This is a genomic window from Glaciecola nitratireducens FR1064, from assembly GCF_000226565.1.
In the GTDB taxonomy this organism is placed as follows: Bacteria; Pseudomonadota; Gammaproteobacteria; order Enterobacterales; family Alteromonadaceae; genus Glaciecola; species Glaciecola nitratireducens.
Window position 1 is genome coordinate 1783831 of record NC_016041.1, and the last position, 21531, is coordinate 1805361.

At 40.7% G+C, this 21531-nt stretch carries 19 protein-coding genes; 10 read left to right on the plus strand and 9 right to left on the minus strand.

Features of this window, described 5'->3' with window-relative positions; genetic code table 11:
* Positions 1-53: 53 nt before the first annotated feature.
* Complete coding sequence (locus GNIT_RS07700) at positions 54-329, minus strand: hypothetical protein (RefSeq protein WP_238526952.1); 276 nt, start codon at positions 327-329, stop codon at positions 54-56.
* A 228-nt stretch (positions 330-557) separates the two neighbouring features.
* Between GNIT_RS07700 and GNIT_RS07705 the strand changes: the two genes are divergently transcribed.
* The 4 genes from GNIT_RS07705 to fusA all read left to right on the plus strand — a co-directional run bounded on the left by GNIT_RS07705 (position 558) and on the right by fusA (position 5392).
* Positions 558-1454 (plus strand): transcriptional regulator GcvA, encoded by an 897-nt coding sequence (locus GNIT_RS07705; protein ID WP_014108612.1) that lies wholly within the window; start codon positions 558-560, stop codon positions 1452-1454.
* Positions 1455-1510: 56 nt separating this feature from the next.
* The gene (locus tag GNIT_RS07710; protein ID WP_014108613.1) at positions 1511-1927 is read left to right on the plus strand and encodes a DUF423 domain-containing protein; all 417 of its coding nucleotides are present in this window, start codon (positions 1511-1513) and stop codon (positions 1925-1927) included.
* Position 1928: 1 nt separating this feature from the next.
* Complete coding sequence (gene rlmM, locus GNIT_RS07715) at positions 1929-3107, plus strand: 23S rRNA (cytidine(2498)-2'-O)-methyltransferase RlmM (protein ID WP_014108614.1); 1179 nt, start codon at positions 1929-1931, stop codon at positions 3105-3107.
* A 197-nt stretch (positions 3108-3304) separates the two neighbouring features.
* Entirely contained in the window at positions 3305-5392 is a 2088-nt protein-coding gene (gene fusA, locus GNIT_RS07720; protein WP_014108615.1) for an elongation factor G, read from the plus strand.
* 186 nt (positions 5393-5578) lie between these two features.
* Here the strand turns inward: fusA and GNIT_RS07725 are convergent, their stop codons facing one another.
* From GNIT_RS07725 to GNIT_RS07735, 3 genes are read right to left on the minus strand one after another with little or no spacing between them, the layout of a single operon-like run.
* Positions 5579-7582, minus strand: coding sequence for a transglutaminase TgpA family protein (locus tag GNIT_RS07725; protein ID WP_049786927.1), 2004 nt, complete (start codon positions 7580-7582; stop codon positions 5579-5581).
* Position 7583: 1 nt separating this feature from the next.
* Positions 7584-8591 (minus strand): DUF58 domain-containing protein, encoded by a 1008-nt coding sequence (locus GNIT_RS07730; RefSeq protein ID WP_014108617.1) that lies wholly within the window; start codon positions 8589-8591, stop codon positions 7584-7586.
* A gap of 10 nt (positions 8592-8601) precedes the next feature.
* Positions 8602-9513: an AAA family ATPase gene (locus GNIT_RS07735; protein ID WP_014108618.1), complete on the minus strand. Its 912-nt coding sequence runs from the start codon at positions 9511-9513 to the stop codon at positions 8602-8604.
* 165 nt (positions 9514-9678) lie between these two features.
* On the opposite strand from GNIT_RS07735, the gene pgm reads away from it, so the two are divergent.
* From pgm to GNIT_RS07760, 5 genes are all read left to right on the plus strand, one after another.
* Positions 9679-11325, plus strand: a complete 1647-nt coding sequence (gene pgm, locus GNIT_RS07740) for a phosphoglucomutase (alpha-D-glucose-1,6-bisphosphate-dependent) (protein WP_014108619.1) — start codon at positions 9679-9681, stop codon at positions 11323-11325.
* 193 nt (positions 11326-11518) lie between these two features.
* Positions 11519-14047: a glycogen/starch/alpha-glucan phosphorylase gene (locus GNIT_RS07745; RefSeq protein WP_014108620.1), complete on the plus strand. Its 2529-nt coding sequence runs from the start codon at positions 11519-11521 to the stop codon at positions 14045-14047.
* A gap of 150 nt (positions 14048-14197) precedes the next feature.
* A complete protein-coding gene (locus GNIT_RS07750) occupies positions 14198-15514 on the plus strand; it encodes a putative bifunctional diguanylate cyclase/phosphodiesterase (protein ID WP_041246740.1) in 1317 nt (438 codons plus the stop codon).
* A 41-nt stretch (positions 15515-15555) separates the two neighbouring features.
* Entirely contained in the window at positions 15556-16578 is a 1023-nt protein-coding gene (gene astE, locus GNIT_RS07755) for a succinylglutamate desuccinylase (protein ID WP_014108622.1), read from the plus strand.
* Positions 16568-16990 (plus strand): HIT domain-containing protein, encoded by a 423-nt coding sequence (locus GNIT_RS07760; protein WP_014108623.1) that lies wholly within the window; start codon positions 16568-16570, stop codon positions 16988-16990. Before astE ends, GNIT_RS07760 begins: the two co-directional genes overlap by 11 nt.
* Positions 16991-17089: 99 nt before the next feature.
* On the opposite strand, the gene GNIT_RS17870 is transcribed toward GNIT_RS07760, so the two are convergent.
* Genes GNIT_RS17870 through GNIT_RS07780 form a run of 5 tightly spaced genes read right to left on the minus strand, consistent with a single transcriptional unit; the run spans position 17090 to position 19834 of the window.
* Positions 17090-17260: a DUF2897 family protein gene (locus tag GNIT_RS17870; RefSeq protein WP_014108624.1), complete on the minus strand. Its 171-nt coding sequence runs from the start codon at positions 17258-17260 to the stop codon at positions 17090-17092.
* Positions 17257-17934, minus strand: a complete 678-nt coding sequence (locus tag GNIT_RS07765) for a M15 family metallopeptidase (protein ID WP_014108625.1) — start codon at positions 17932-17934, stop codon at positions 17257-17259. Before GNIT_RS07765 ends, GNIT_RS17870 begins: the two co-directional genes overlap by 4 nt.
* Positions 17931-19061: a succinyl-diaminopimelate desuccinylase gene (dapE, locus tag GNIT_RS07770; RefSeq protein ID WP_014108626.1), complete on the minus strand. Its 1131-nt coding sequence runs from the start codon at positions 19059-19061 to the stop codon at positions 17931-17933. The genes GNIT_RS07765 and dapE overlap by 4 nt, the downstream gene beginning before the upstream one ends.
* On the minus strand, positions 19058-19402 hold the full coding sequence (locus tag GNIT_RS07775; protein WP_014108627.1) for an ArsC family reductase: 345 nt from the start codon (positions 19400-19402) through the stop codon (positions 19058-19060). Before GNIT_RS07775 ends, dapE begins: the two co-directional genes overlap by 4 nt.
* Before the next feature lie 48 nt (positions 19403-19450).
* Positions 19451-19834 carry an ACT domain-containing protein gene (locus tag GNIT_RS07780; protein ID WP_014108628.1) on the minus strand — a complete coding sequence of 128 codons (384 nt, stop codon included), beginning with the start codon at positions 19832-19834 and terminating at the stop codon, positions 19451-19453.
* A gap of 241 nt (positions 19835-20075) precedes the next feature.
* Here GNIT_RS07780 and GNIT_RS07785 point away from each other — a divergent pair, with 241 nt between their 5' ends.
* Positions 20076-21155: a hypothetical protein gene (locus GNIT_RS07785; protein WP_014108629.1), complete on the plus strand. Its 1080-nt coding sequence runs from the start codon at positions 20076-20078 to the stop codon at positions 21153-21155.
* The last annotated feature ends 376 nt before the right edge of the window (positions 21156-21531 follow it).

A 21531-nucleotide genomic window follows, 5' to 3' on the forward strand; every position in this document is an offset into this window, starting at 1 on the left:
AATGTTTAATAACACGGGAAGTCAAGCAAGTTAACTTCCCGCATTATCAAATATTATTCTTCAGATTCAAGCGCGGTCGCTGAACGAATGTCACTGCTACGGGCGAAGAAGCGTGGTTTTGGCATATAAGGTTTTTGAGCCAAAAGGATTTTTACACCGTCTTCGAAATCAGCTTTATCTATCACTAAGCTGTCGTGGCTGAATGATTCTTTGATAAGCTGCATAGTAATAGCTTTATCGGTAACTAGATCCGTTGTCGCATTTGTTGTTGCATTTACTGTCCCTGTAAATACGGTGAGTGCCAATATAAATAATATTGATTTGTTCATGAGTTTCATTTCTTTGCCTTAATTTTATTTGTGACTTATTGGTTGTTTCTGTTATTAAATTATTAACAGGTTGTAAAAACTTTATTCCTTTAAATTACAACGTGTTATTTATAATTTCAGGTCGTCATATTAGGCTAATAAATGCAAATAATATAATGATAAAAACTTTGCTTATTAATTAGAAAAACTAATGTATAATTACTGTAATTAAATGAGCGGAAATTATCGATGGCAAAAAGATTACCACCACTAAACGCCCTGAAAGCCTTTGAAACTGCAGCAAGGCATTTGAGTTTTACTAAGGCGGCAGACGAACTCTTTGTCACTCAAGCAGCCGTAAGCCATCAAATTAAATCATTAGAAAGCTATTTGTCGACAAAGCTATTTCTACGACGCAATCGAAAATTGCTGTTAACGGAGGAAGGCCAGTCATATTTCATGGAACTCAGGGATATATTTTCAAACTTGCAGGACGCAACGGAGCGATTGCTTGCTTTAGGCTCTAAAGGAGCGATTACAGTTGCTGCACCTCCGAGCTTTGCTAGTCAATGGCTCGTTTCTAAGATTAGTCAGTTTTCTATTAGTCACCCTGACATTGATGTTCGTATAAAAGCGGTCGACCTTGATGATGGCTTTTTGGATGAAACAGTTGATGTTGCCATTTATTATGGAAAAGGAAACTGGCCAAGAGTTGCAGCGGTTAAGCTGCATACAGAATATTTGACGCCCATGTGCTCACCTTTATTGTTTCAACAAGCTAAACCGCTTGATAGCCTCAGCGACTTAAAAAAACATGTGTTATTGCACGACAGTTCAAGATCGGCGTGGAAAAATTGGCTGAAGCATTTTGGCGTTAAACAAGTTAACGTGAACCAAGGTCCTATGTTCAGTCACACAATGTTGGTTTTGCAAGCTGCGGCGCTTGGGCAGGGCATTGCATTGTCTAACACTCTTTTGGCTAAACCTGAGATTGATTCTGGTCGACTTATTTGCCCCTTTGAGGAGAGTATAGAAAGCAAAGATGCTTTTTATTTAGTTTGCCATCCAGGACAGGCAGAAGTCAGTAAGATACAAGTATTTACCGACTGGATGCTAGAGCAAGTAGAAGATGAACAAGGGCACTAACGCAGTTTAGCCTTATGACCTGGTTTTCAAATGGGTATTAAAGTGAGTATCAAAGAATGAACGAAGAAAAGCAGCCAATTGGCTTATTAACAATGACGAAAGAAACTAAGGTAGGTGTTTTTTTTGGCGCGTTCTACCTGGGTTTAGGAATTATGCTAGGTGCATTTGCAGCACATGGCCTAAAAGACACATTGAGTGTATATCAGATGGGTATTTTGCAAACGGGAGTAAAGTATCAACTCATTCACGGTGTTGCGCTGCTGATACTCGGGTTGTTTTGTTCTTTATATCAGCAAAGATTATTTTATATTGCGCTAATTTGCATAGCCGTTGGAGTAGGCTTGTTCTCATTTTCACTATATGCAATTGCGCTCCTCGGAATTTCCTTTTTAGGGATCATCACACCGATTGGTGGTGTTTTTATGATATTGGGTTGGTTTATCACGATGTACGCCGTCTTTAGGAATAAATAGTATGATCTCTAACAGTTTTAATCAGGAGACTAGTAACAAGGACTCTGTTTGCCAAGGCTCTTCATCCAAACGCATTGCGCTCGAAAGTAAATCTATGCTTTTCTATTGTCGTGAAGGCTATGAAGCTGATCTTGCGGCGGAGCTTGAACAAGTTTCGGCCAATCAACACCTTTATGGCTACAGTAAATTTGTGCCACACAATGCTATGGTGCAATTCCACTTTTACGAATCACTGAGCACGAAGCAGCAATTTGAGAGCTTTGCCTTGGATGATTGTATTTTTGCGAGGCAGCGTTTATGCGTTATTGGTAGCGTTGAATTGACTGACGCCGCAGACCGCATAAGTTCTATAGTCGATTACCTAAAAAACAATACAGAACTCAGTCAGCATAGCTTAGGAGACATTTTCGCTGAGCATGCTGATCATGAGAAAGGCAAAGAGGTGGCGAAATTTTGCAAGAAGTTCACTGTGCCACTTCGCCAAGCCCTTAGAAAGGAAGGGTGGTTAAGCAGTAAACCAAACTCGGGCTTGCCGTTTATACACTTTGTTTTTTCGGACAGTAGCGAGTGCACGATTGCATTTTCATATCCCAAAAACCGTCACTCACAACCCTTGGGAATTTCTCGATTAAAGTTCCCTAACGATGCACCAAGTCGTTCAACTCTGAAACTCGAAGAAGCTATTCAATTATTTATGAGTCCAGCTCAGCAAAGTTTGTGTTTGCAAAAGGGGATGACTGCAGTGGATCTGGGGGCATGTCCTGGCGGATGGACATATCAACTTGTTTCCAGAGGTATTCATGTGGAAGCTGTCGATAACGGTGCTATGGCTGAAACATTAATGGCAACAGGGTTAGTTAGCTATCAAGCTGCTGATGGTTTTAAATATCAGCCTGTAGACGGTCATGTTGACTGGCTAGTGTGCGATATGATTGAAAAACCGGAGCGTGTTGCCGAACTAATGACTCATTGGTTGTGTGATCGTAAAGCCACTAGCACGATTTTTAATTTGAAATTACCAATGAAGCAACGATTTCAGATAGTGGCTGGTTTAATAGCAAATATTACAAACACATTAAATGAACGTCAGATAAAACATCAACTGCGTGCAAAGCATCTCTATCATGACAGAGATGAAATTACCGTAATGATACTTACAGGCGCCCATTTACTTGAGTAGCGCATCAATTTAATACAGCCGTTTGTAAGCTGAATCTAGGTTTTATTGCGTTACTTTCTTCTAATATGTGCCGAATAGTTGCCTCTTATTTATGCGTTCGCTGAATTCTTTTTAAAGAATATGGTGAAAAGAGTGTAAATTGTTTGCAATTATCTATATAATTCGGCACGATTTTTTAGAACCTATAAAGTGGAAACATGTCTGATTTAGCACATTACAGAAACATAGGTATTTTTGCTCACGTTGACGCGGGCAAAACGACCACAACAGAACGAATTTTGAAACTTACCGGTAAAATCCATAAAACCGGTGAAGTTCACGATGGTGAATCAACCACGGACTTCATGGAACAAGAAGCAGAGCGCGGTATTACTATTCAGTCTGCTGCGACTACGTGTTTCTGGAAAGACCACCGCATGAACATTATCGATACTCCTGGACACGTTGACTTCACAGTTGAAGTTTACCGTTCATTGAAAGTACTCGATGGTGGTGTGGGCGTTTTCTGTGGATCAGGTGGTGTTGAGCCACAATCTGAAACAAACTGGCGCTATGCGAATGACTCAGAAGTTGCGCGTATAATCTTCGTCAATAAGTTAGACCGTATGGGTGCTGATTTTTACCGCGTAGTTAAGCAAGTTAAACACGTATTGGGTGCAAACCCACTTGTTATGACCTTGCCTATCGGTATCGAAGATGACTTCGTGGGTATCGTAGATGTACTTGAGAAAAAGTCTTACATCTGGGATGACACTGGTCTTCCAGAGAATTTCGTCATTGGCGAAGTTCCTGCCGATATGGTTGATAAAGTAAACGAATACCATGAAATGCTTGTTGAAACTGCGTTAGAGCAGGACGATGAGTTGTTGATGGCGTACATGGAAGGTGAGACTCCTTCTATCGCTGACGTTAAGCGCTGTATCCGTACTGGTACTCGTAAACTTGATTTCTTCCCAACTTACTGCGGTTCTGCATTTAAGAACAAAGGTGTTCAAAACATCCTAGACGCAGTTGTTGATTATTTGCCAGCACCTGCTGAAGTTGATCCACAAGATTTGACTGATGAATATGGTGAGCCAAACGGCGAAAAAGCGATTGTTTCTGCTTCAGAACCTTTCCGCGCTCTAGCATTTAAAATAATGGATGACCGTTTTGGTGCACTTACCTTTATCCGTATCTACTCTGGTACGTTGAAGAAAGGCGATAGCATCCTTAACTCATTCACTGGAAAGTCAGAACGTGTTGGCCGCATGGTTGAAATGCACGCGAATGACCGTACTGAAATCAGCTCTGCGCAAGCAGGTGATATCATTGCGATAGTAGGTATGAAGAATGTGCAAACTGGTCACACACTTTGTGATCCGAAGCATCCTTGTACATTAGAGCCAATGGTCTTCCCAGATCCAGTTATCTCTATTGCCGTAGCTCCTGCGGACAAGGGTTCAACTGAGAAGATGGGTATTGCTATCGGTAAAATGGTTGCAGAAGATCCTACTTTCCAAGTTGAAACTGATGAAGATTCTGGCGAAACCATCCTACGCGGAATGGGCGAACTTCACTTAGACATTAAAGTTGATATCCTTAAGCGTACTTACGGTGTTGACTTGACTGTTGGTAAGCCTCAAGTTGCTTATCGTGAGACGATCACTAAAGAAGTTGACGATTCGTACACGCACAAGAAACAGTCTGGTGGTTCTGGTCAGTTTGGTAAAATCGACTATAAAATCCGTCCTGGTGAGCCAAATTCAGGCTTCACATTTGTGTCTAAAGTTGTAGGTGGTAACGTTCCTAAGGAATTCTTCCCAGCTATCGAGAAAGGCTTTAAGGGCATGATGGGCGAAGGCGTGATGGCTGGCTTCCCAGTACTAGACGTTGAAGTTGAGTTATATGATGGTGGCTTCCACGCCGTGGATTCATCTGCTATTGCATTTGAAATCGCAGCTAAAGGCGCTTTCCGTCAATCAATCCCGAAAGCGGGTCCTCAGCTAATTGAACCAATCATGAAAGTTGACGTTTATACGCCAGACGATCATGTTGGTGATGTTATTGGTGACTTAAACCGTCGTCGTGGCATGATTAAAGATCAAGAAGCAGGTGTAACTGGTGTTCGTATTAAAGCGGACGTACCACTTTCAGAAATGTTTGGTTACATCGGTTCACTTCGCACAATGACTTCAGGTCGTGGTCAGTTCTCTATGGAGTTCTCACACTACAACCCTTGTCCAGCAAACGTTGCTGAGTCAGTTATTGAAGAAGTTAAAGCAAGAAAAGCAGCTAAGAAATAACTATTTGTTAGCTAACAAGTAATGCAAAAAACCCAGCCTTCGCTGGGTTTTTTTATGGCTGTTATAAAGCTAATCTAAGAAGCGCTGAATTTATACTAGCTTATTTTCGCAGTGCGAAAACTAAATTATTATTAAGGAGCCAAAGCAAGCTTTGTATTTGAATATAGTCGGTGGCTTACGAGTTATTTATTTTTCTGCAAATTGTGTTTGTATTGTCATTACATGTTTATGCAGACGAACTTTAAGGTAATCGAAGGGCGTTTTTTGTTCAACACTTGCATATTTCCATTCATAATATTCTTTGACTATATAAGCAAGTGCATTGGCCGCTTGCGCGCTTAATTGCGGTTGAATTCGCTGATTAAATTGTTGCAGGGTTTCATAGTCGGCGCGGTGCATTTCCTGTTTTTCGAATATTAGAAATAGCTTGTTTACCCATTTTATTTCGTTGGAAACCTTTGCTTTTCGTTTAGGCAAAAACAGCAAGCCGATAAATATTCCAATGATGACGAAGCTTCCTATGAGGGCATAACTAAAACTTTCGGCCTTCATATTGCCAAAGATCTTTTTTAACAATGACTTTTGGCTATCTTGGTTGTAACTCAATATTGATTGATCCCAAGTATGATCAATTTTCGCCATCAGCAAGCGCAATTGATTAAATACTGCATATTCCTTCAAGTTCGTTAGAGAGTAGGGAGACTGCTCTCTAAATTCTTGTCTATTTTCAATTGAGCTGAGCAGGCCTGATAAAACACGGTTTGGTGCAACAATCGCTGTCGGATCAATTCGAACCCAGCCTTTGTCATTATGCCAAGCTTCGACCCACGCATGAGCATCATATTGATGTACGCTAATGACGTTGCCAGACTGAACTTCTCCACCTTGGTATCCAGTGACTATTCGTGCCGGTACATTGGCCAAACGCAGCATGTAGGTAAGTGCAGATGCATAGTGCGAACAAAATCCGGCTTTATTTTCAAACAAAAATTCATCAATAGGTGCCGCCTGCATTAAGGGCGGTGATAAGGTGTAGCGAAATTCATCACCTGAGAACACTGCGCTTAATTTATTCACTATTTCTGTGGTGGTCATTGATTGGTTTATGCTTTTCTTCACAAACTCAACAGTTTCCGGATTACCCGTGGAGGGCTTTTGCAAATATTGAGACAGGTCTTCATAACCGTTATAAATGTTTAGAGGTTGTTCCACAAAAGATTTCAGTGCGTATAACCCCTGCGTATGCAATGGTGAACTGCCAGTCAGCTGAAATTGATGGTTGGTTGAAATTGTTTGCGTAGCAAGTCCTTGAATGACAATAGGTATATCTAACGAATATAGCCATTGAGTTGATGTTGGTTGTGCTATTACTACATAGTCCAATGACTCTCCGCGAAATTCTAAAGTTTTCGGCCCCTCAAATTGTTTGTTAATTTTTGAAATTGACCAAGTTTTTCCATCGAAATCATCTAAAACAATTGCTCGCCAATAACGTTCTCGCGCAGTAGGTATGCGACCACTAAATTCAGCTCTAAAAACCAGTTCGTCAGATTTTGCCAAGCTTGCAATATCACCCGGCGTCATTTTTTCTGACAAACCTGTTTTACTCGATTGATTGACCGGCATCTGCCATAGCGGAGATAACTTGGGAGTAACAAAAAACAAGAGGCCTGCGATTGGTACTGCCTGCAATAAAAGAATAAGAGTATGCTTAGCGTATGTCCTGATCCCCGTTTCTTTAATTTTTATAGCGTGCAGGACACAAAAAATCAAAATCACCAGAAATGCATAAAACAGGCTGTTTAATAAACTTTGGTGAAATATAAGCCCACACGCGACTAAAAATAATTGAATGGATGCAACCATTTGATAGTCACCAGTATGGTGTAAATTAATAATTTTTAAACAGCATGCAACCACAAGCAAATTAATCATGGTTTTTAGCAGACCGTAATCTGCCGCTAACCAGATCAAGATTGAGATACATAAGATAGCCAGTAAATTAAGAACTGAATTCTTCAGAGGCGTACTTTGTTTAACAGATTTGTAAAGACTGATGCAGAATGAACAGGCACACAATACCAAAACCCAACCCATTAATGGTTCTAACAATGAGAATATGAGTGCTGTAAAGGTTGCTAGCGTGGTAAATGCGGCAATTTTTCGATTGTGGACTTTGATTTTTTGCATATTATTGATCGCCTGTTTTAGCGCTATCAAACTTATTGATACTTTGCAGTGCTTGCTTATGACGGTATAAAGCAACCGCTTCTAAACATCGCTGCTGATGCTGCATGCCTGAGCCTGGCATTATCTGTTGATTTCCAATTGAGAAACCGAAGTTGGCATCTTGGTTGCTCAACTCAAGTATTTGAAAGGTTATTTCCCCTAAAGCGTGCTCTACGTTCTCAGTAAAGTAGTCAATGAAATGCAGCCAGCCGGATATTGCTGAGCGTTCACTAAAGTCTTTGCTTAGTAATCCTTGCCCTTTGGCAAAGTGCTTCCATGAAACATGGTGTATAGGGTCTGAATCACGATAGTCTCTAATACCTTGTAAGTCCTCTGACGTCACCAATACGCTTGTTTGATGACCTGTCTTACCCTGAGATTGCTGCTGCCTTAGCTTTAAGCGACAGGGCACAGGACTTGGGAAAACAAAAAACTGACCTGGTACTGTTAGATGTGACCAACATCGAAACAAACCAAAAGGAAAAATACTCTCAATTGAGATCCTGTTCAACTGATGACGTCCTCTTGCTAAAGAGCAAACAGCGATAGTGTTTGAACCATTTTCTAAGTACTCATATAAAGGGTAATGGTTGCTATAAATTGCGATATTCGACAGCGAATGAAGCGATGACCTGTTTGGCTTATGTGATAATTGAAGGCTTAATTGAACGTGTTGATTTGCGAAGCAATTGTCTATGGGGCGAAAACTAATATTATATTGCACAAAATTTGTGTAGCTATGAAATAAGGCGAGTAGTAAAAGTGCGAACACAAAGTAACAGAACATTAAAATCACATTGTTCTGGTAGTTTGTCCCGAGAATAAATAAACAAGTCATTAAACCTGTAACGGCCCAGCCGAAACGAGTCGGCAAAATGAACGTGTTATTGACATCCATTTGGTAGGAGTTGTTAGAAGGAATACGTTTGTCTAACCATTTATCAATACGAGATTGAGTCCAAGATTTCATCAAAGCACCTTTACGCAGCAATAGGATCGACTTTCTTTAATAGCTGCGCGCTCAGTAAGTTGGCGGTTTGAGCGTATTGATCTTGACCGCGTAAACGATGCTCAGTGACTGAAGGGAAGATCATTTGTACATCTTCTGGGATAACGTAATTTCTGTCGTGAATAAACGCAAAAGCTTGTGCACAATGATAGATTGCTTTTGATGCTCTGGGAGATAAAGCATTAGGAAACTCTTGATTGTTTCTGGTTGCATTTACGAGTGCTAAAATATAGTCAACAACCGCTTCGCTAACGACAACGGCACTCACCTGTTTTTGTAAGTCTAATAGTTGCGCAGTATCTATGACTGATTTAGTAATGAGTTTGTCATCGTCGTTCAATAACATCGATTTTTCTGCTGCGAAATCAGGGAAACCGAGTGATAGCTTCATGGTGAATCGATCTATCTGTGACTCTGGAAGTGGATATGTACCCGATTGAAATAGTGGGTTTTGCGTTGCAATAACAAAAAATGGCGTTGGCAGCTCATAGCTGTTGCCATCAATAGTCACCTGACTTTCTGCCATGGCTTCAAGCAGGGCACTCTGGGTTTTCGGGCTTGCTCTATTAATTTCGTCTGCTAACAATACTTGATGAAATATTGGGCCTGGGTGAAAGCTGAATTGATGTGTATCTGGCTCGTAAATGTTGACGCCTAGCATGTCTGCAGGAAGTAAATCTGATGTAAATTGAACTCTTGCATAATCCATGCTGAGCACTGAAGCCAAACACTGGCTTAGCGTTGTTTTTCCCATACCCGGGAGGTCTTCAAGTAACAAATGTCCCTTTGCAAGTAGGCAAACTAGTGCAAGCTGAATTTGCTCGTCTTTACCTTTTATTTTTTGTCTTATTGCTGCAACACAGCTTTCTATATCTTTTCGCATCTGATTATTATTTACGCCGTTTACTTTTAAAAATATGCATTGATAGCATGCAGTGTAGTTGAATTAGTCTATAACTACCTTCGTCAGATTAATACCTATGTATGTATGTTTTTCAAGCAATTAAAGGTAATATATTAGGGTGATAAATCTCTCAAAAGGAATAATATGAGTCTTCATCCAATGGCAGGAAAGCTTGCCACGCCCGATATGTTAATAAATGTGGCTCGTCTAATATCAGATTATTATGCGTTTAAGCCATCAGTTGAAATAGCTCAACAGAGAGTTAGTTTTGGCACTTCTGGACATCGCGGCTGTGCTTCATTGATTTCATTTAATGACATTCATATTGCTGCGATCTCGCAGGCGCTGGTTGAATACCGAGTAGCAAACGATATCACGGGTCCAATTTATATTGGAATGGACACTCATGCGCTTTCCGAAGCGGCAATTACGACATGTATTGAAGTATTGGCTGCAAACAGTGTCAATATTATTATTCAAGAAAATAATGGTTACACTCCCACGCCGGTGATTTCTCACTGTATTCTATCTTACAATAAAGGCCGTAAAAGCGCGTTTGCCGATGGCATTGTGATTACTCCATCACATAACCCTCCGTCCGATGGCGGTTTTAAGTACAATCCTCCTCACGGCGGACCAGCTGACTCAAATGTCACTAATCGAATTCAAAAACGAGCGAACGAAATAATTGCTAATGGCTGCCAGCAAGTTAAGCGGATAACAATTAACAAAGCGATGCAGTCAGACCATGTAACGCAGATTGATTTTGCGACTGCATACATTAATGAACTAGACCAAGTAATTAATATGTCCGCTATTGCCGATGCTAATTTGAAACTTGGCACCGATCCCCTAGGCGGTTCAGGTATTTACTATTGGGACCGAATTGCGGAGCAATATAAATTAAACATTGAGGTGGTTAACAAAAAGGTCGACCAGCAGTTTAGTTTTATGCACTGTGATAAAGATGGAAAGATCCGCATGGACTGTTCGTCCGCCAGCGCTATGGCTGGTCTTATAAACTTGAGGGATAAGTTTGACTTAGCTTTCGGTAACGACCCAGACTTTGATCGACATGGCATCGTCACGCCAAGCGCAGGATTAATGAATCCGAACAATTATCTTGCGGTGGCAATAAACTACCTATATCAACATCGACCTCAATGGCCCAACAGTTTGCATGTAGGAAAAACCTTAGTATCGAGCAGTATGATTGATCGCGTCTGTTCAAGTTTGGGGCGTGAAGTGAAAGAAATGCCCGTGGGTTTTAAATGGTTTGTCGAAGGCTTAAATGCAGGCTCTATTGGTTTTGCGGGCGAAGAGTCAGCAGGCGGTATTTTCTTGCGCCATGACGCAACACCTTGGGCTACCGATAAGGATGGTTTTATTATGTGCTTGCTAGCAGCAGAAATGACTGCTGTTGTTGGTGAGGATCCATCACAACAATATGAAAAGCTAACACAAATTCACGGAACGCCTTGTTATACCAGAATTGACGTCGCAGCTACATTGGAGCAAAAAGATGTATTGTCTAGCATGACAACGGATGTTGTAACTGCAAAACAGTTAGCGGGAGAAAATATCACTAATATACAAACTCACGCTCCAGGTAACAATGCAGCAATTGGCGGTGTAAAAGTGAGTACTGAAAATGGTTGGTTTGCGGCAAGACCGTCAGGAACTGAAAATGTTTATAAAATTTATGCAGAAAGCTTTTTGGGTGAACCTCATTTACAAAAACTAGTAAAAGAAGCTGAAGAGTTAGTTTCTTTAGTACTAAAAAAGCGCTAATTGTTATAGTTTTGAGTGAAATTTGTTTATAAAATGTAAATAAATTACATATTTATTGCTTGGCGTTTTAAAAAATCTAATAATTTAACAGTATTTTAACAATATGCATACGTTTTCATGAGTTTATGATGGCTTTATGTCACTGCCTGTAATAAAGTTACAGGCTGGTATTTTCATAAAGAGAGATAAAATCATGGCATCTTCCAATAAAGCCACAGGTTCTTCTAGTAAAGCTACACCGAGAAAGTCAGTGAAAGCACAGACGATAAATACGTCTGAAGCTTCCTATTCTAAAGCTGACATTAAACAGGCTATCGTTAGGCATTTGCATTCCACACTGGGAACCGATGAAAATAAAGCTGATAATCACGCATGGTGGAAAGCTACTAGTGCCGCTATGCAAGAACTCGTTCTAGAACGTCTTCGTACAACCCAAAAAACACACTATATGAATGATACGCGCGCTGTTCATTATTTCTCTGCTGAGTTTTTGATGGGCCGCCTGCTTTCTAACAATATGCATAACTTCAATTTATTCGAAACTGCAGACGCAGCATTGAAGGAGCTGGGAGTTGAACTAGCGGATGTACTTGAAGAAGAGCCAGATATGGCTTTGGGTAACGGTGGATTAGGTCGACTAGCTGCCTGCTTCATTGACTCGCTAGCCACAATGGAATTGCCTGCCATTGGATACGGTATTCACTATGAACACGGTTTATTTCGCCAAGAAATTAAAAACGGTGCGCAAATTGAAAGACCTGACAGCTGGAGAGACTACGGCAACCCATGGGAAATTTGCCGTCCTGAATCAATACAAGAGGTTCCACTGTTTGGTTACGTTGAAACCAAGTACGGTGAAAACGGTCGTGTTCAAAAAGAGTGGCACCCGGGCAATATCGTCAAGGGCGTTCCTTGGGACATTCCTATTGTAGGTTACGGTGCAAAAACGGTGAATGTGCTGCGTTTGTGGCAAAGTGAATCGTCAGATTATTTTAACTGGGATGTTTTTAATTCAGGTGGTTACGTTGACGCACAGCGTGAAAATATTCAGGCTGAAACAATTTCGAAAGTGTTGTATCCAAATGATGAGACAGAAGCGGGTAAAGAGCTTCGTCTAATTCAGCAATACTTTTTTTGTGCGTGTTCACTTAAAGATATTATTCGTCGTTACAAGCGCGCTCACGGTGACGATTGGAGTCGTTTCTCTGAACAAGTAGTCATTCAACTTAATGACACTCACCCAGCAATTGCTATTCCCGAGTTAATGCGAATATTAGTCGATCGAGCTGAACTTGATTGGGATACCGCTTGGGGCATTTGTAGCAAAACATTCGCCTATACAAATCATACCTTATTGCCAGAAGCACTAGAAAGATGGCCAGTGAGAATGATTGAAAAAATCTTGCCAAGACACATCGAAATTATCTACGAGATCAACCATCGTTTCTTAACCTTAGTTGAGAAAAAGTGGCCGGGCGATAATGTAATGAAGGCGAAGCTTTCTATTATCGAAGAAAGCACTGAGAAGATGGTGCGAATGGGTAACCTGTCTGTTATAGGATCATTTGCCGTAAATGGTGTTGCAGAAATTCATTCAAAATTAGTTAAAGAAAACTTGTTCCCTGAATTTGAAGAACTATGGCCGGGTAAGTTGACCAACGTTACTAATGGCATAACTCCTCGTCGCTGGTTAAAGGCGTGTAATCCATTATTGTCTGAACTTATAGGCAAGAAAATTGGCGATGATTGGCCATCTGATCTACCGCGTTTAGACAAGTTGTCCGAATTTGCTGACAATAAAACCTTTCAGAATCAGTTTATGAAGGTGAAGCAGAAAAATAAAGAGGCGTTAGCAGCTGAAATAAAACACCAAACAGGGATTAGTGTCGACACCAAAGCAATTTTCGATATTCAAATTAAACGTTTACACGAGTATAAGCGCCAGCATTTGAACTTATTGCACATCATGGCGTTGTATCGACGACTATTAGAAAATCCTGATTACGATATGCATCCTCGGGTTTTCATCTTCGGTGCTAAAGCTGCGCCCGGTTATACATTGGCGAAAGATATCATTTTTGCAATAAATAAAGTGGCGGATAAAATAAATAACGATCCTCGAGTGAACCATAAAATTAAGGTTGTGTTTTTACCCAATTATCGCGTCTCACTTGCGGAGAAAATGATACCCGCGGCGGACGTATCTCAGCAAATCTCAACTGCGGGAAAGGAAGCTTCCGGTACAGGCAATATGAAATTGGCACTTAACGGAGCTGTCACCATTGGTACACTAGACGGTGCTAATATAGAAATTGCCGAAGAAGTAGGGGATGACAATATATTTATCTTTGGCATGACCGTGGACGAAGTGACTAAACTGTCAACTAAAGGTTACAACCCGTATGATATCTATTATCAAAATAAGGAATTAAAAGCGGTATTAGATTGGTTAGACAGCGACTACTTTACGCCAGGTCAGCCCGGCGCGCTCTCATCATTAAAAAATAGTATGTTATCGGGTGGCGATCCCTATATGTGTTTAGCTGACTTTGAATCTTATAGTGAGGCCAACAAAGCACTAGATTCAGCGTATAGAGATAAACCAAGATGGGCTAAAATGGCTATTTTAAATACGGCTAAAATGGGTAAATTTACCTCAGATAGATCGATTGCCGATTACGTTGAACGGATCTGGAAATTAACGCCTTGTGAAGTTAATTAATCGGTAAAGTTCGCTTTTACCTTTTCAAAGCCAACCTTGTGTTGGCTTTTTTTATTAAAGATTTCATAAACACAGTCGATAACTGTATGATAAGCAACTTATGTGATTACGTTAGCCTATTTCTTCAATTTTTTCGGCGCACCTTTTTATATGGCTCATAAGCACCAAAGTCTATCAACGCTTCCAAACCGGCACCTCTTCATCGATATGATCGAAGTTGTAGGATCGTCACACCCATATTTTTCCTTAATGTTAGTGGACGTTATGCGTTTTTCTGACGTTTCATCAGCTTTTGATTACAAGGCCGGCGACGATATTTTACTGCAGATAGTGAATCGTATTCACATTATATTCGGCGAGGACCTCATCCTCGGGCGGATCAGCGGAGATATTTTTGGCCTAGTATTTGAAGGTCGCTTAACAGAGTCGGAAATGCAGGCAAAGTTCCAGTGCCTCGTTGAACATTTTAAAACGCCACTTTATACAAATGACACCGCCTTTATAGCTGACTTCAATGTGGGTATTGCGAGTCGAACACGAAGAAGTGTGACAGCGACAAAGATAATTTCTCTTGCCGAAGCCGCGCTAAAACAAGCTAAAAATAACCAGCATCAAAACTGCAGTTTCGTAAACGATAACGAAAACTCAGTAACAGGCAGAGGCCTAGCATTGAAGGCGGACTTAACGCGTGCAATGAAAAATGATGAGTTAGAACTGTACTTTCAACCAAAAGTGAACTTGGTCACCACAGAGATAATTGGCGCTGAATGCTTACTTAGATGGAATCACCCACTAGACGGTGTATTGTTTCCAGGTACGCTTATTGAGGCGGCAGAATCATATAACATGATGAACGAGTTAGGGCATTGGACAATATTACATGCTTTTAAACGAGTAAGATGCCTAAATAAGAAAGGAATAAATATAACCGTCTCGATAAATTTATCACCCAGTCAGTTGTATGACAGCGGGCTACCAAGACTTCTATCAGATTTACTTCAAGAATATGAAATTCAAGCAAATATGATAGAGCTTGAGTTAACCGAAGATGTCGTATTATCAAATTCGTTGATGGTGAAGCGACAGCTAGATGAAATTCGCGCCATGGGCGTTAAGATATCTATGGATGATTTTGGTAAAGGTTATTCGAATTTATCGTTCATACGCGATTTACATTTAAGTGCAATAAAAATTGATAAAACCTTTGTTATGGACCTTGAAGAAAACCCTGTCAACAAAGCGATTGTTAAAGCGACTAAACTCATCTGTGATGCAAAAAATGCTGAAGTGGTTGCAGAAGGTATAGAGACGGTTCAGCAATTAAACATCTTAAAAGACATTAATATACTCAGTGGGCAGGGCTTTTTGTTTTCGCCAGCTGTAAAATTTGATTCTTTTGTAGCTCTTTGTGAAACCGGAAATTTTAAACAGTTATTGGCAGATAAGGTGCGAAGCGCGGCAAGTTAATGTTATGATTTAGTGGTCTTTACTAATTCGCAAAAGAAGTCATGTCAACAAATCCAATAAGCTTTTTAGCACAATCAAGATTCTCTCCTGAGACCATACAAGCTCAACAAAGATTTCAATTAAGCAATGGTACGACAGTGGAAACCTGCTGTCCCGGCGTCATTACGTTTGAGCCTGCGTCGTTGCATGCAGCAAAGTCTATCTTGCTCTCGTCAGGTGTTCACGGAAATGAAACTGCGCCCATAGAAATTTGCGAAGCCTTAGTTGAAGACTTGCTGCAAGAAAAAATTAAGACTCAACACCGTGTTATGTTCATTTTTGGTAACTTGCCGGCAATGAATATTGGTGAGCGCTTTGTTGAAGAAAATTTAAACAGATTATTTAACGCGTCGGTGTCTATCGATAACCAAGAGCAAGTGCGAGCGCAAGAACTAAAACGTGAAGTACATCGGTTTTTCGAGAGTGACTCTGCAGCACCGTCTTCACATTCTGACTCCAAGCGTATTCACTACGATTTGCACACAGCAATTAGAGAATCAAAAAACGAGAAATTCGTTGTTTACCCTTTTCTTCACGGACACGAATATAGCAAACAGCAGCTGCGTTTTTTGTCAGCGTGTGACGTGAACACGGTCCTGCTTTCACAATCGCCGACATCAACTTTTAGCTACTACACTTCACGTAATTATAATACCCACGGTTTCACTGTAGAGCTGGGAAAAGTTAAGCCTTTTGGTGAAAATAATATGGCTAGCTTTAGGAATGTGAACGAGATGTTGACGCAACTTATTACACGCCAAGAACCTATTTTGCCGCCTCTTGATGAATGCCCGCTAGATGTGTTTGACGTTAAACAGGTTATTGATAAACACACTGACGATTTTAAACTACATTTCGCGGACAACATCCCAAATTTTACTGGCTTTCCAAAAGGAACCTTGTTGGCGACAGATGGTGACAAAGAATATCGAGCTCTTGAAAACGATGAAGCAATTGTATTTCCAAATGCTAACGTCGCCCTTGGTCAGCGAGCGCTATTAACGGTGGTCCGTTGTGAAATTTGAACTAGATAAACGTTTACAAAATGACAGCCATTTTGTGTGTAAATTACCACTTTCTCAGGTTAGATTGATCGACGACAGTCAGTTTATCTGGTGTGTGTTAGTACCTGAAATAAACACAGTCACAGAAATTATAGATCTGAGTGAATTACAGCAACGTCAGATGTGGTTGGAGTCGGCACTTCTCAGCAAAGCATTGAAAGAAGGTTTTATTCCAGACAAACTGAACGTCGCAGCAATCGGGAACGTGGTTTCTCAGCTGCACGTACATCATATTTGCCGTTTTAAAACAGATGTAGCCTGGCCTGCGCCGGTTTGGGGGCGCCAAGCGATGGTAAATTATCAGGAAAGTGACCGTTTAATGCTAATTAAAAAAATTCATGATTTACTAAAAGACCAGGGTGCATTTAAATAAGAATTGCTCTTGCAAGGATACCCTTAAATAAGAACGTCGGTATCAATAACCCTGCTTTTAAGAGCGCTCGAAAGTAAGACTAGATAAATGAGACAGTACTCAAATTAAACCAGCACTATCATCATCATCTTTATTGTTCGATTTTTGTCTTTGCGCCTCTTCAAACTCTTCGGAAAAATGAAACGGCTTAGATTTGAGCAGTGCTGTTATGGTGCTGATGATAAAAGCTAATACAATCACGATAATAGTAACAACAATCCAAGTGCTCATTTTTTTCCTCGATTTAAGGTGTAACGTTCAAATAACGAATTGAGGTGCAACAATACAGTATCCAAACCCAAAATACCTGATTCAATTAATTGCTCTCGCAATAAATCAACAGAAAATGAGCTAATGATCTGCTCCGCTATCGGAGAGAAGGATAGGTGCCAAGGTTCAGCCGCTACTCCACCGGCGTATTTGGCATAAGGTCGGTGAAAGCCAAACTTAGACGCGTTGATTTCTACCCATCTCGCTAGCGCGGCACATGGGCCGTTACCCTCATATTCTTCAGTAACAAGTTCAAAAGGTACACCGCAAGCAGCCACTTTTGTGCGGTCGTAAATATCAAAGTCAGTTCCCCAATGGTGACGACTTCCCCCTGGAAGCGCTGACCAGAGAAGAATTGCATGCATTTTCTGAACATTGTTTAAGGACGCAGTATCGAGAACGTGACCATCAAGTGAGTTTAATTTTAGTTCGCCGCTCCATTTACGATCCCAAATACTTGCTTGCTTCGCAAAACTACGATAACTGCTCGCGATTTGTAAATCATGACCCTCAAGGCTTGCCGCTTCTTGCATTGCCAAAAACGCATCTTTGACTGCCGGCTGTAGCTGGTGTTTATCATCAACCTGAACAACATGTTCTTCATTTAAACCGAGTACTTGCTGTGCTGAAATCATGCGAGAACACGCACTAATGTAGCGTAATAAATGTTCTCTAATGCTTTTATATTTTCAATATTAACGCGCTCATCTACTTTGTGAATGGTGGCGTTTTCTGGCCCTAATTCGATAACTTGAGCACCGGTAGGCGCAATAAATCGTCCATCCGAAGTGCCACCAGCGGTCGATAATTCTGTATCTATGCCAGTGACTTCTTTTATGCTTTCGACAACGGCATCAACGAGTGTGCCTCGTTCAGTGATAAATGGCTGTCCATTAAACGTCCAAGCAATATCATACTCGGTATCGTGTTTTGCGAGTACTGCGATAACCTTATCTATCAATTGCTGGTCAGTTACTTCTGTTGAAAATCGAAAGTTAAAGCAAACCTCAACTGCTCCGGGGACAACATTTCCAGCACCGGTCCCAGCATGTATATTTGATACTTGAAAGCTAGTTGGTGGAAAAAACGCGTTACCTTGATCCCATGTCGTTGACGCTAATTCTGCTAATACAGGCGCAACGGCATGTATAGGATTTTTCACTAAATGAGGGTAGGCTACATGTCCTTGAATGCCCTTCACTATAAGGTCACCTGTTAATGAACCTCGTCGACCATTTTTAATTACATCACCGGTGTTGACTGTGCTTGAAGGTTCACCAACGATACAGTAGTCAATCTTTTCATTGCGTGCTTCTAAAGTGTCAATGACCCTTGTCGTACCATTTATGAATGGGCCTTCTTCATCACTAGTAATTAGATATGCAATAGAGCCTTTATGATTCGGATAATCTTTTACAAAGCGTTCGGTAGCGCATAGCATTGCCGCTAAACTTCCTTTCATGTCTGCGGTGCCACGGCCATATATAAATCCATCTGCAATAGTGGGTTCAAAAGGAGGGTACTTCCATCTTTCAGCGGGTCCTGTTGGCACGACATCTGTATGGCCTGCAAAGCAAAAAACAGGTTTGTCGGTGCCTTTGCGTGACCACATATTGGTAGTATCGTCGAAAACCATAGATTCATTATTGAAACCAAGAGGTCCTAAAATAGCATCCATATAGACTTGGCAGCCTCTATCTTCTGGTGTGACTGATTGACGCGAAACCAGATCCAAGGTTGTCTGAACAACGTCGCGTATCATGCGAAGACCTCGCTGTAGTTTTGCGCACTAAATCCGACATAATAGTTACCTTCAGTGACCAGAATAGGTCGCTTTATCATGGCTGGATATTCAAGCATCAGTGCCAGAGCGGTTTGTTTATTGATCGCATCTTTTTGCTCTTCCGGCAATTTTCGAAAAGTTGTTCCGCGCTTATTTAGCATATTTTCCCAACCCACCTTTGCTTCAGTGTCTGCGAGCCATTTGGCATCTAATCCATCTTTTCTGTAATCATGAAATTGATATTCTATTTGGTTCGAGTCGAGCCACTTCTTGGCTTTTTTGATGGTGTCACAGTTAGGTATGCCGTATAGCTTTGTCAATTTTTTTATCCTTGTATTTAATTACGTTCCAATATTAACGAAAATTACTTATTGGATTATGTCGTAGCGAGCTTTTTGTAATGCCGCAACGGCTTTTGATAATGTATTTGATTTGACCAAAAAGTAATCTGTTTCGAATGTGGAGACAACAAATATGCTTATTTTGGCTGCGGCGAGAACCGCGCCAATTTCAGCCATAATGCCAACCATTGAGAGGTTGAGTGGGCCTAGTACCTCAAGCACTCGCCAATCGTAGTCTGACTCAATCGCTTCAATTTGGATATCTTGTTTCACCACTAATGACAATTCGTCGTGGGTTTTGCCGATAAAATAGAAATCGCTACTTAATACCGATGGAGGTATTGACTGCTCTTCACTCAATGAATGAATTGCAAACGTAGGCTCTAAAACCGAAAGTGTTTGTTTTCCCAATGGTATTCTCTCTTATCCACTAAAGTTGTGGATAACCTTGTGTGCGACTTATGCCTAAGTGTATAACGCCATGTTTTAAATAGTAAATATTAATTGGCTATATAACGTGCACATCGATTATTAATCGTTAAATTACATATATTAACTGAAATAAAAAGCTTAATTGGACTGTATTTACGTGCTGTTTTCACGCAAACTATACACCGAAATTGTATACACTGAAAAGGATGATCGGGCCTAGATGTCTTCACTCAATATTTATGCGGGCAGCGTTGCACGCAAAAGAATTCAAGAAGAAGGGTTTCACGCCGGACTATTTGGCGGCTTTTTAGGTGCATCTGGAGGACCGAAGTGGTTCGTACTAGCAGGTTTAGATAAAGTTATTTTTCCTGAGTTTCTCGATTCGAGTTCATCGTCAATTGATATTATGGGAAGTTCTGCAGGGGCCTTTCGTGCCGCTTGCTTAGCTCAAGACAAACCGGCTGACGCCATTGAACGACTCGCCACTAACTACGCACAAACTGTGTATTCAGCAAAACCTAAGGCCAAGGAAATTACTGAAAAGGGATATGACCTTTTGTACCGGATGCTTGGTGAAAATGGTATTACTGAAGCCTTGAACTCAACTAAGAAGAATGTGCATTTTTTCGTTCAGCATTGTCACGGTCTTGTTGGTTCTGAAAGAAAAGCGTCACAGCTATTAGGATTGTCAGTTGCCGCAGCAAGGAACATGGTAAAAAGGAAATCCATCTCAAGGCAATTTACGCGAGCCGTGTTTTCATCTAAGCCAAAACAAGATTTATTCGTTGACCCATATCATTTCCCAACGGATTATTATTTGTTGGAAAAGGATAATTTTGTACCGTCATTAATGGCTTCGGGCTCAATACCTATCGTATTAGAAGGGATAAAAGACATACCTCATGCTAAGCCCGGAGTTTATCGTGATGGCGGCATTATTGATTATCATTTTGACCTGGCTTTTCAACAATCGGATCTGGTGCTTTATCCTCATTTTTATAATACGCCAACGCCAGGGTGGTTCGATAAAAATGTGCCCAGTAGGCAGTGCCACGAAAGTAGCTACGAAAATGTCGTTATGTTGGTGCCAAGCCAAGAATTTGTTGCTAGCCTTCCGTATTCAAAAATACCCGATAGGCAAGATTTTAAAGACATGGAGGCTGAGCAAAGGATCAAGTACTGGCTTGAAACGATAAAACAGTCAGAACGTCTTGCTGAAGACTTTATACAGCATTTAGAATCTGACAATATATTGTCGAGCATCAAACCGATAGACTTGAAGAGAAATAGAAAGGGTTGATGCTCGCAAGTGTAGAGTGATAAAACATTCACCTTTGCCAATACCTCAACAAACTATTGAACAATGCTTATTGGGCAAGAATCAATAAACCGTTCAATATCTATTCCAAAACCCACTTTATTCCCTGCCATTGTTAAGTGAATATATTGTTGAATTGTCTTTTTTGGCAAAGGCAAAAGTGACAAAAATCCATTGTGTAATTTTGTTTTATTTCCTTGTTTTTAAAGTATTGGCTATATAAATCAGTTGGATGTATGTATAGCGATTCTGGCATGGTTTGTGATAAACACAAATGCCATACATAGCCTGGATTAGTAAGCTTATCTTTCAATAACGAGAAATATTACGCCCGCTTTCTGTGAACGACGCTCGCGAG

Coding starts and splice junctions, on each gene's coding strand:
- GNIT_RS07750 (WP_041246740.1), top strand. CDS start 14,198: ATGGCTCATAAGCACCAAAGTCTATCAACGCTTCCAAACCGGCACCTC.
- GNIT_RS07730 (WP_014108617.1), bottom strand. CDS start 8,591: ATGAAATCTTGGACTCAATCTCGTATTGATAAATGGTTAGACAAACGT.
- astE (WP_014108622.1), top strand. CDS start 15,556: ATGTCAACAAATCCAATAAGCTTTTTAGCACAATCAAGATTCTCTCCT.
- GNIT_RS07765 (WP_014108625.1), bottom strand. CDS start 17,934: ATGATTTCAGCACAGCAAGTACTCGGTTTAAATGAAGAACATGTTGTT.
- GNIT_RS17870 (WP_014108624.1), bottom strand. CDS start 17,260: ATGAGCACTTGGATTGTTGTTACTATTATCGTGATTGTATTAGCTTTT.
- GNIT_RS07745 (WP_014108620.1), top strand. CDS start 11,519: ATGGCATCTTCCAATAAAGCCACAGGTTCTTCTAGTAAAGCTACACCG.
- GNIT_RS07700 (WP_238526952.1), bottom strand. CDS start 329: ATGAACAAATCAATATTATTTATATTGGCACTCACCGTATTTACAGGG.
- pgm (WP_014108619.1), top strand. CDS start 9,679: ATGAGTCTTCATCCAATGGCAGGAAAGCTTGCCACGCCCGATATGTTA.
- GNIT_RS07710 (WP_014108613.1), top strand. CDS start 1,511: ATGAACGAAGAAAAGCAGCCAATTGGCTTATTAACAATGACGAAAGAA.
- GNIT_RS07705 (WP_014108612.1), top strand. CDS start 558: ATGGCAAAAAGATTACCACCACTAAACGCCCTGAAAGCCTTTGAAACT.
- dapE (WP_014108626.1), bottom strand. CDS start 19,061: ATGATACGCGACGTTGTTCAGACAACCTTGGATCTGGTTTCGCGTCAA.
- rlmM (WP_014108614.1), top strand. CDS start 1,929: ATGATCTCTAACAGTTTTAATCAGGAGACTAGTAACAAGGACTCTGTT.
- GNIT_RS07725 (WP_049786927.1), bottom strand. CDS start 7,582: ATGCAAAAAATCAAAGTCCACAATCGAAAAATTGCCGCATTTACCACG.
- GNIT_RS07735 (WP_014108618.1), bottom strand. CDS start 9,513: ATGCGAAAAGATATAGAAAGCTGTGTTGCAGCAATAAGACAAAAAATA.
- GNIT_RS07785 (WP_014108629.1), top strand. CDS start 20,076: ATGTCTTCACTCAATATTTATGCGGGCAGCGTTGCACGCAAAAGAATT.
- fusA (WP_014108615.1), top strand. CDS start 3,305: ATGTCTGATTTAGCACATTACAGAAACATAGGTATTTTTGCTCACGTT.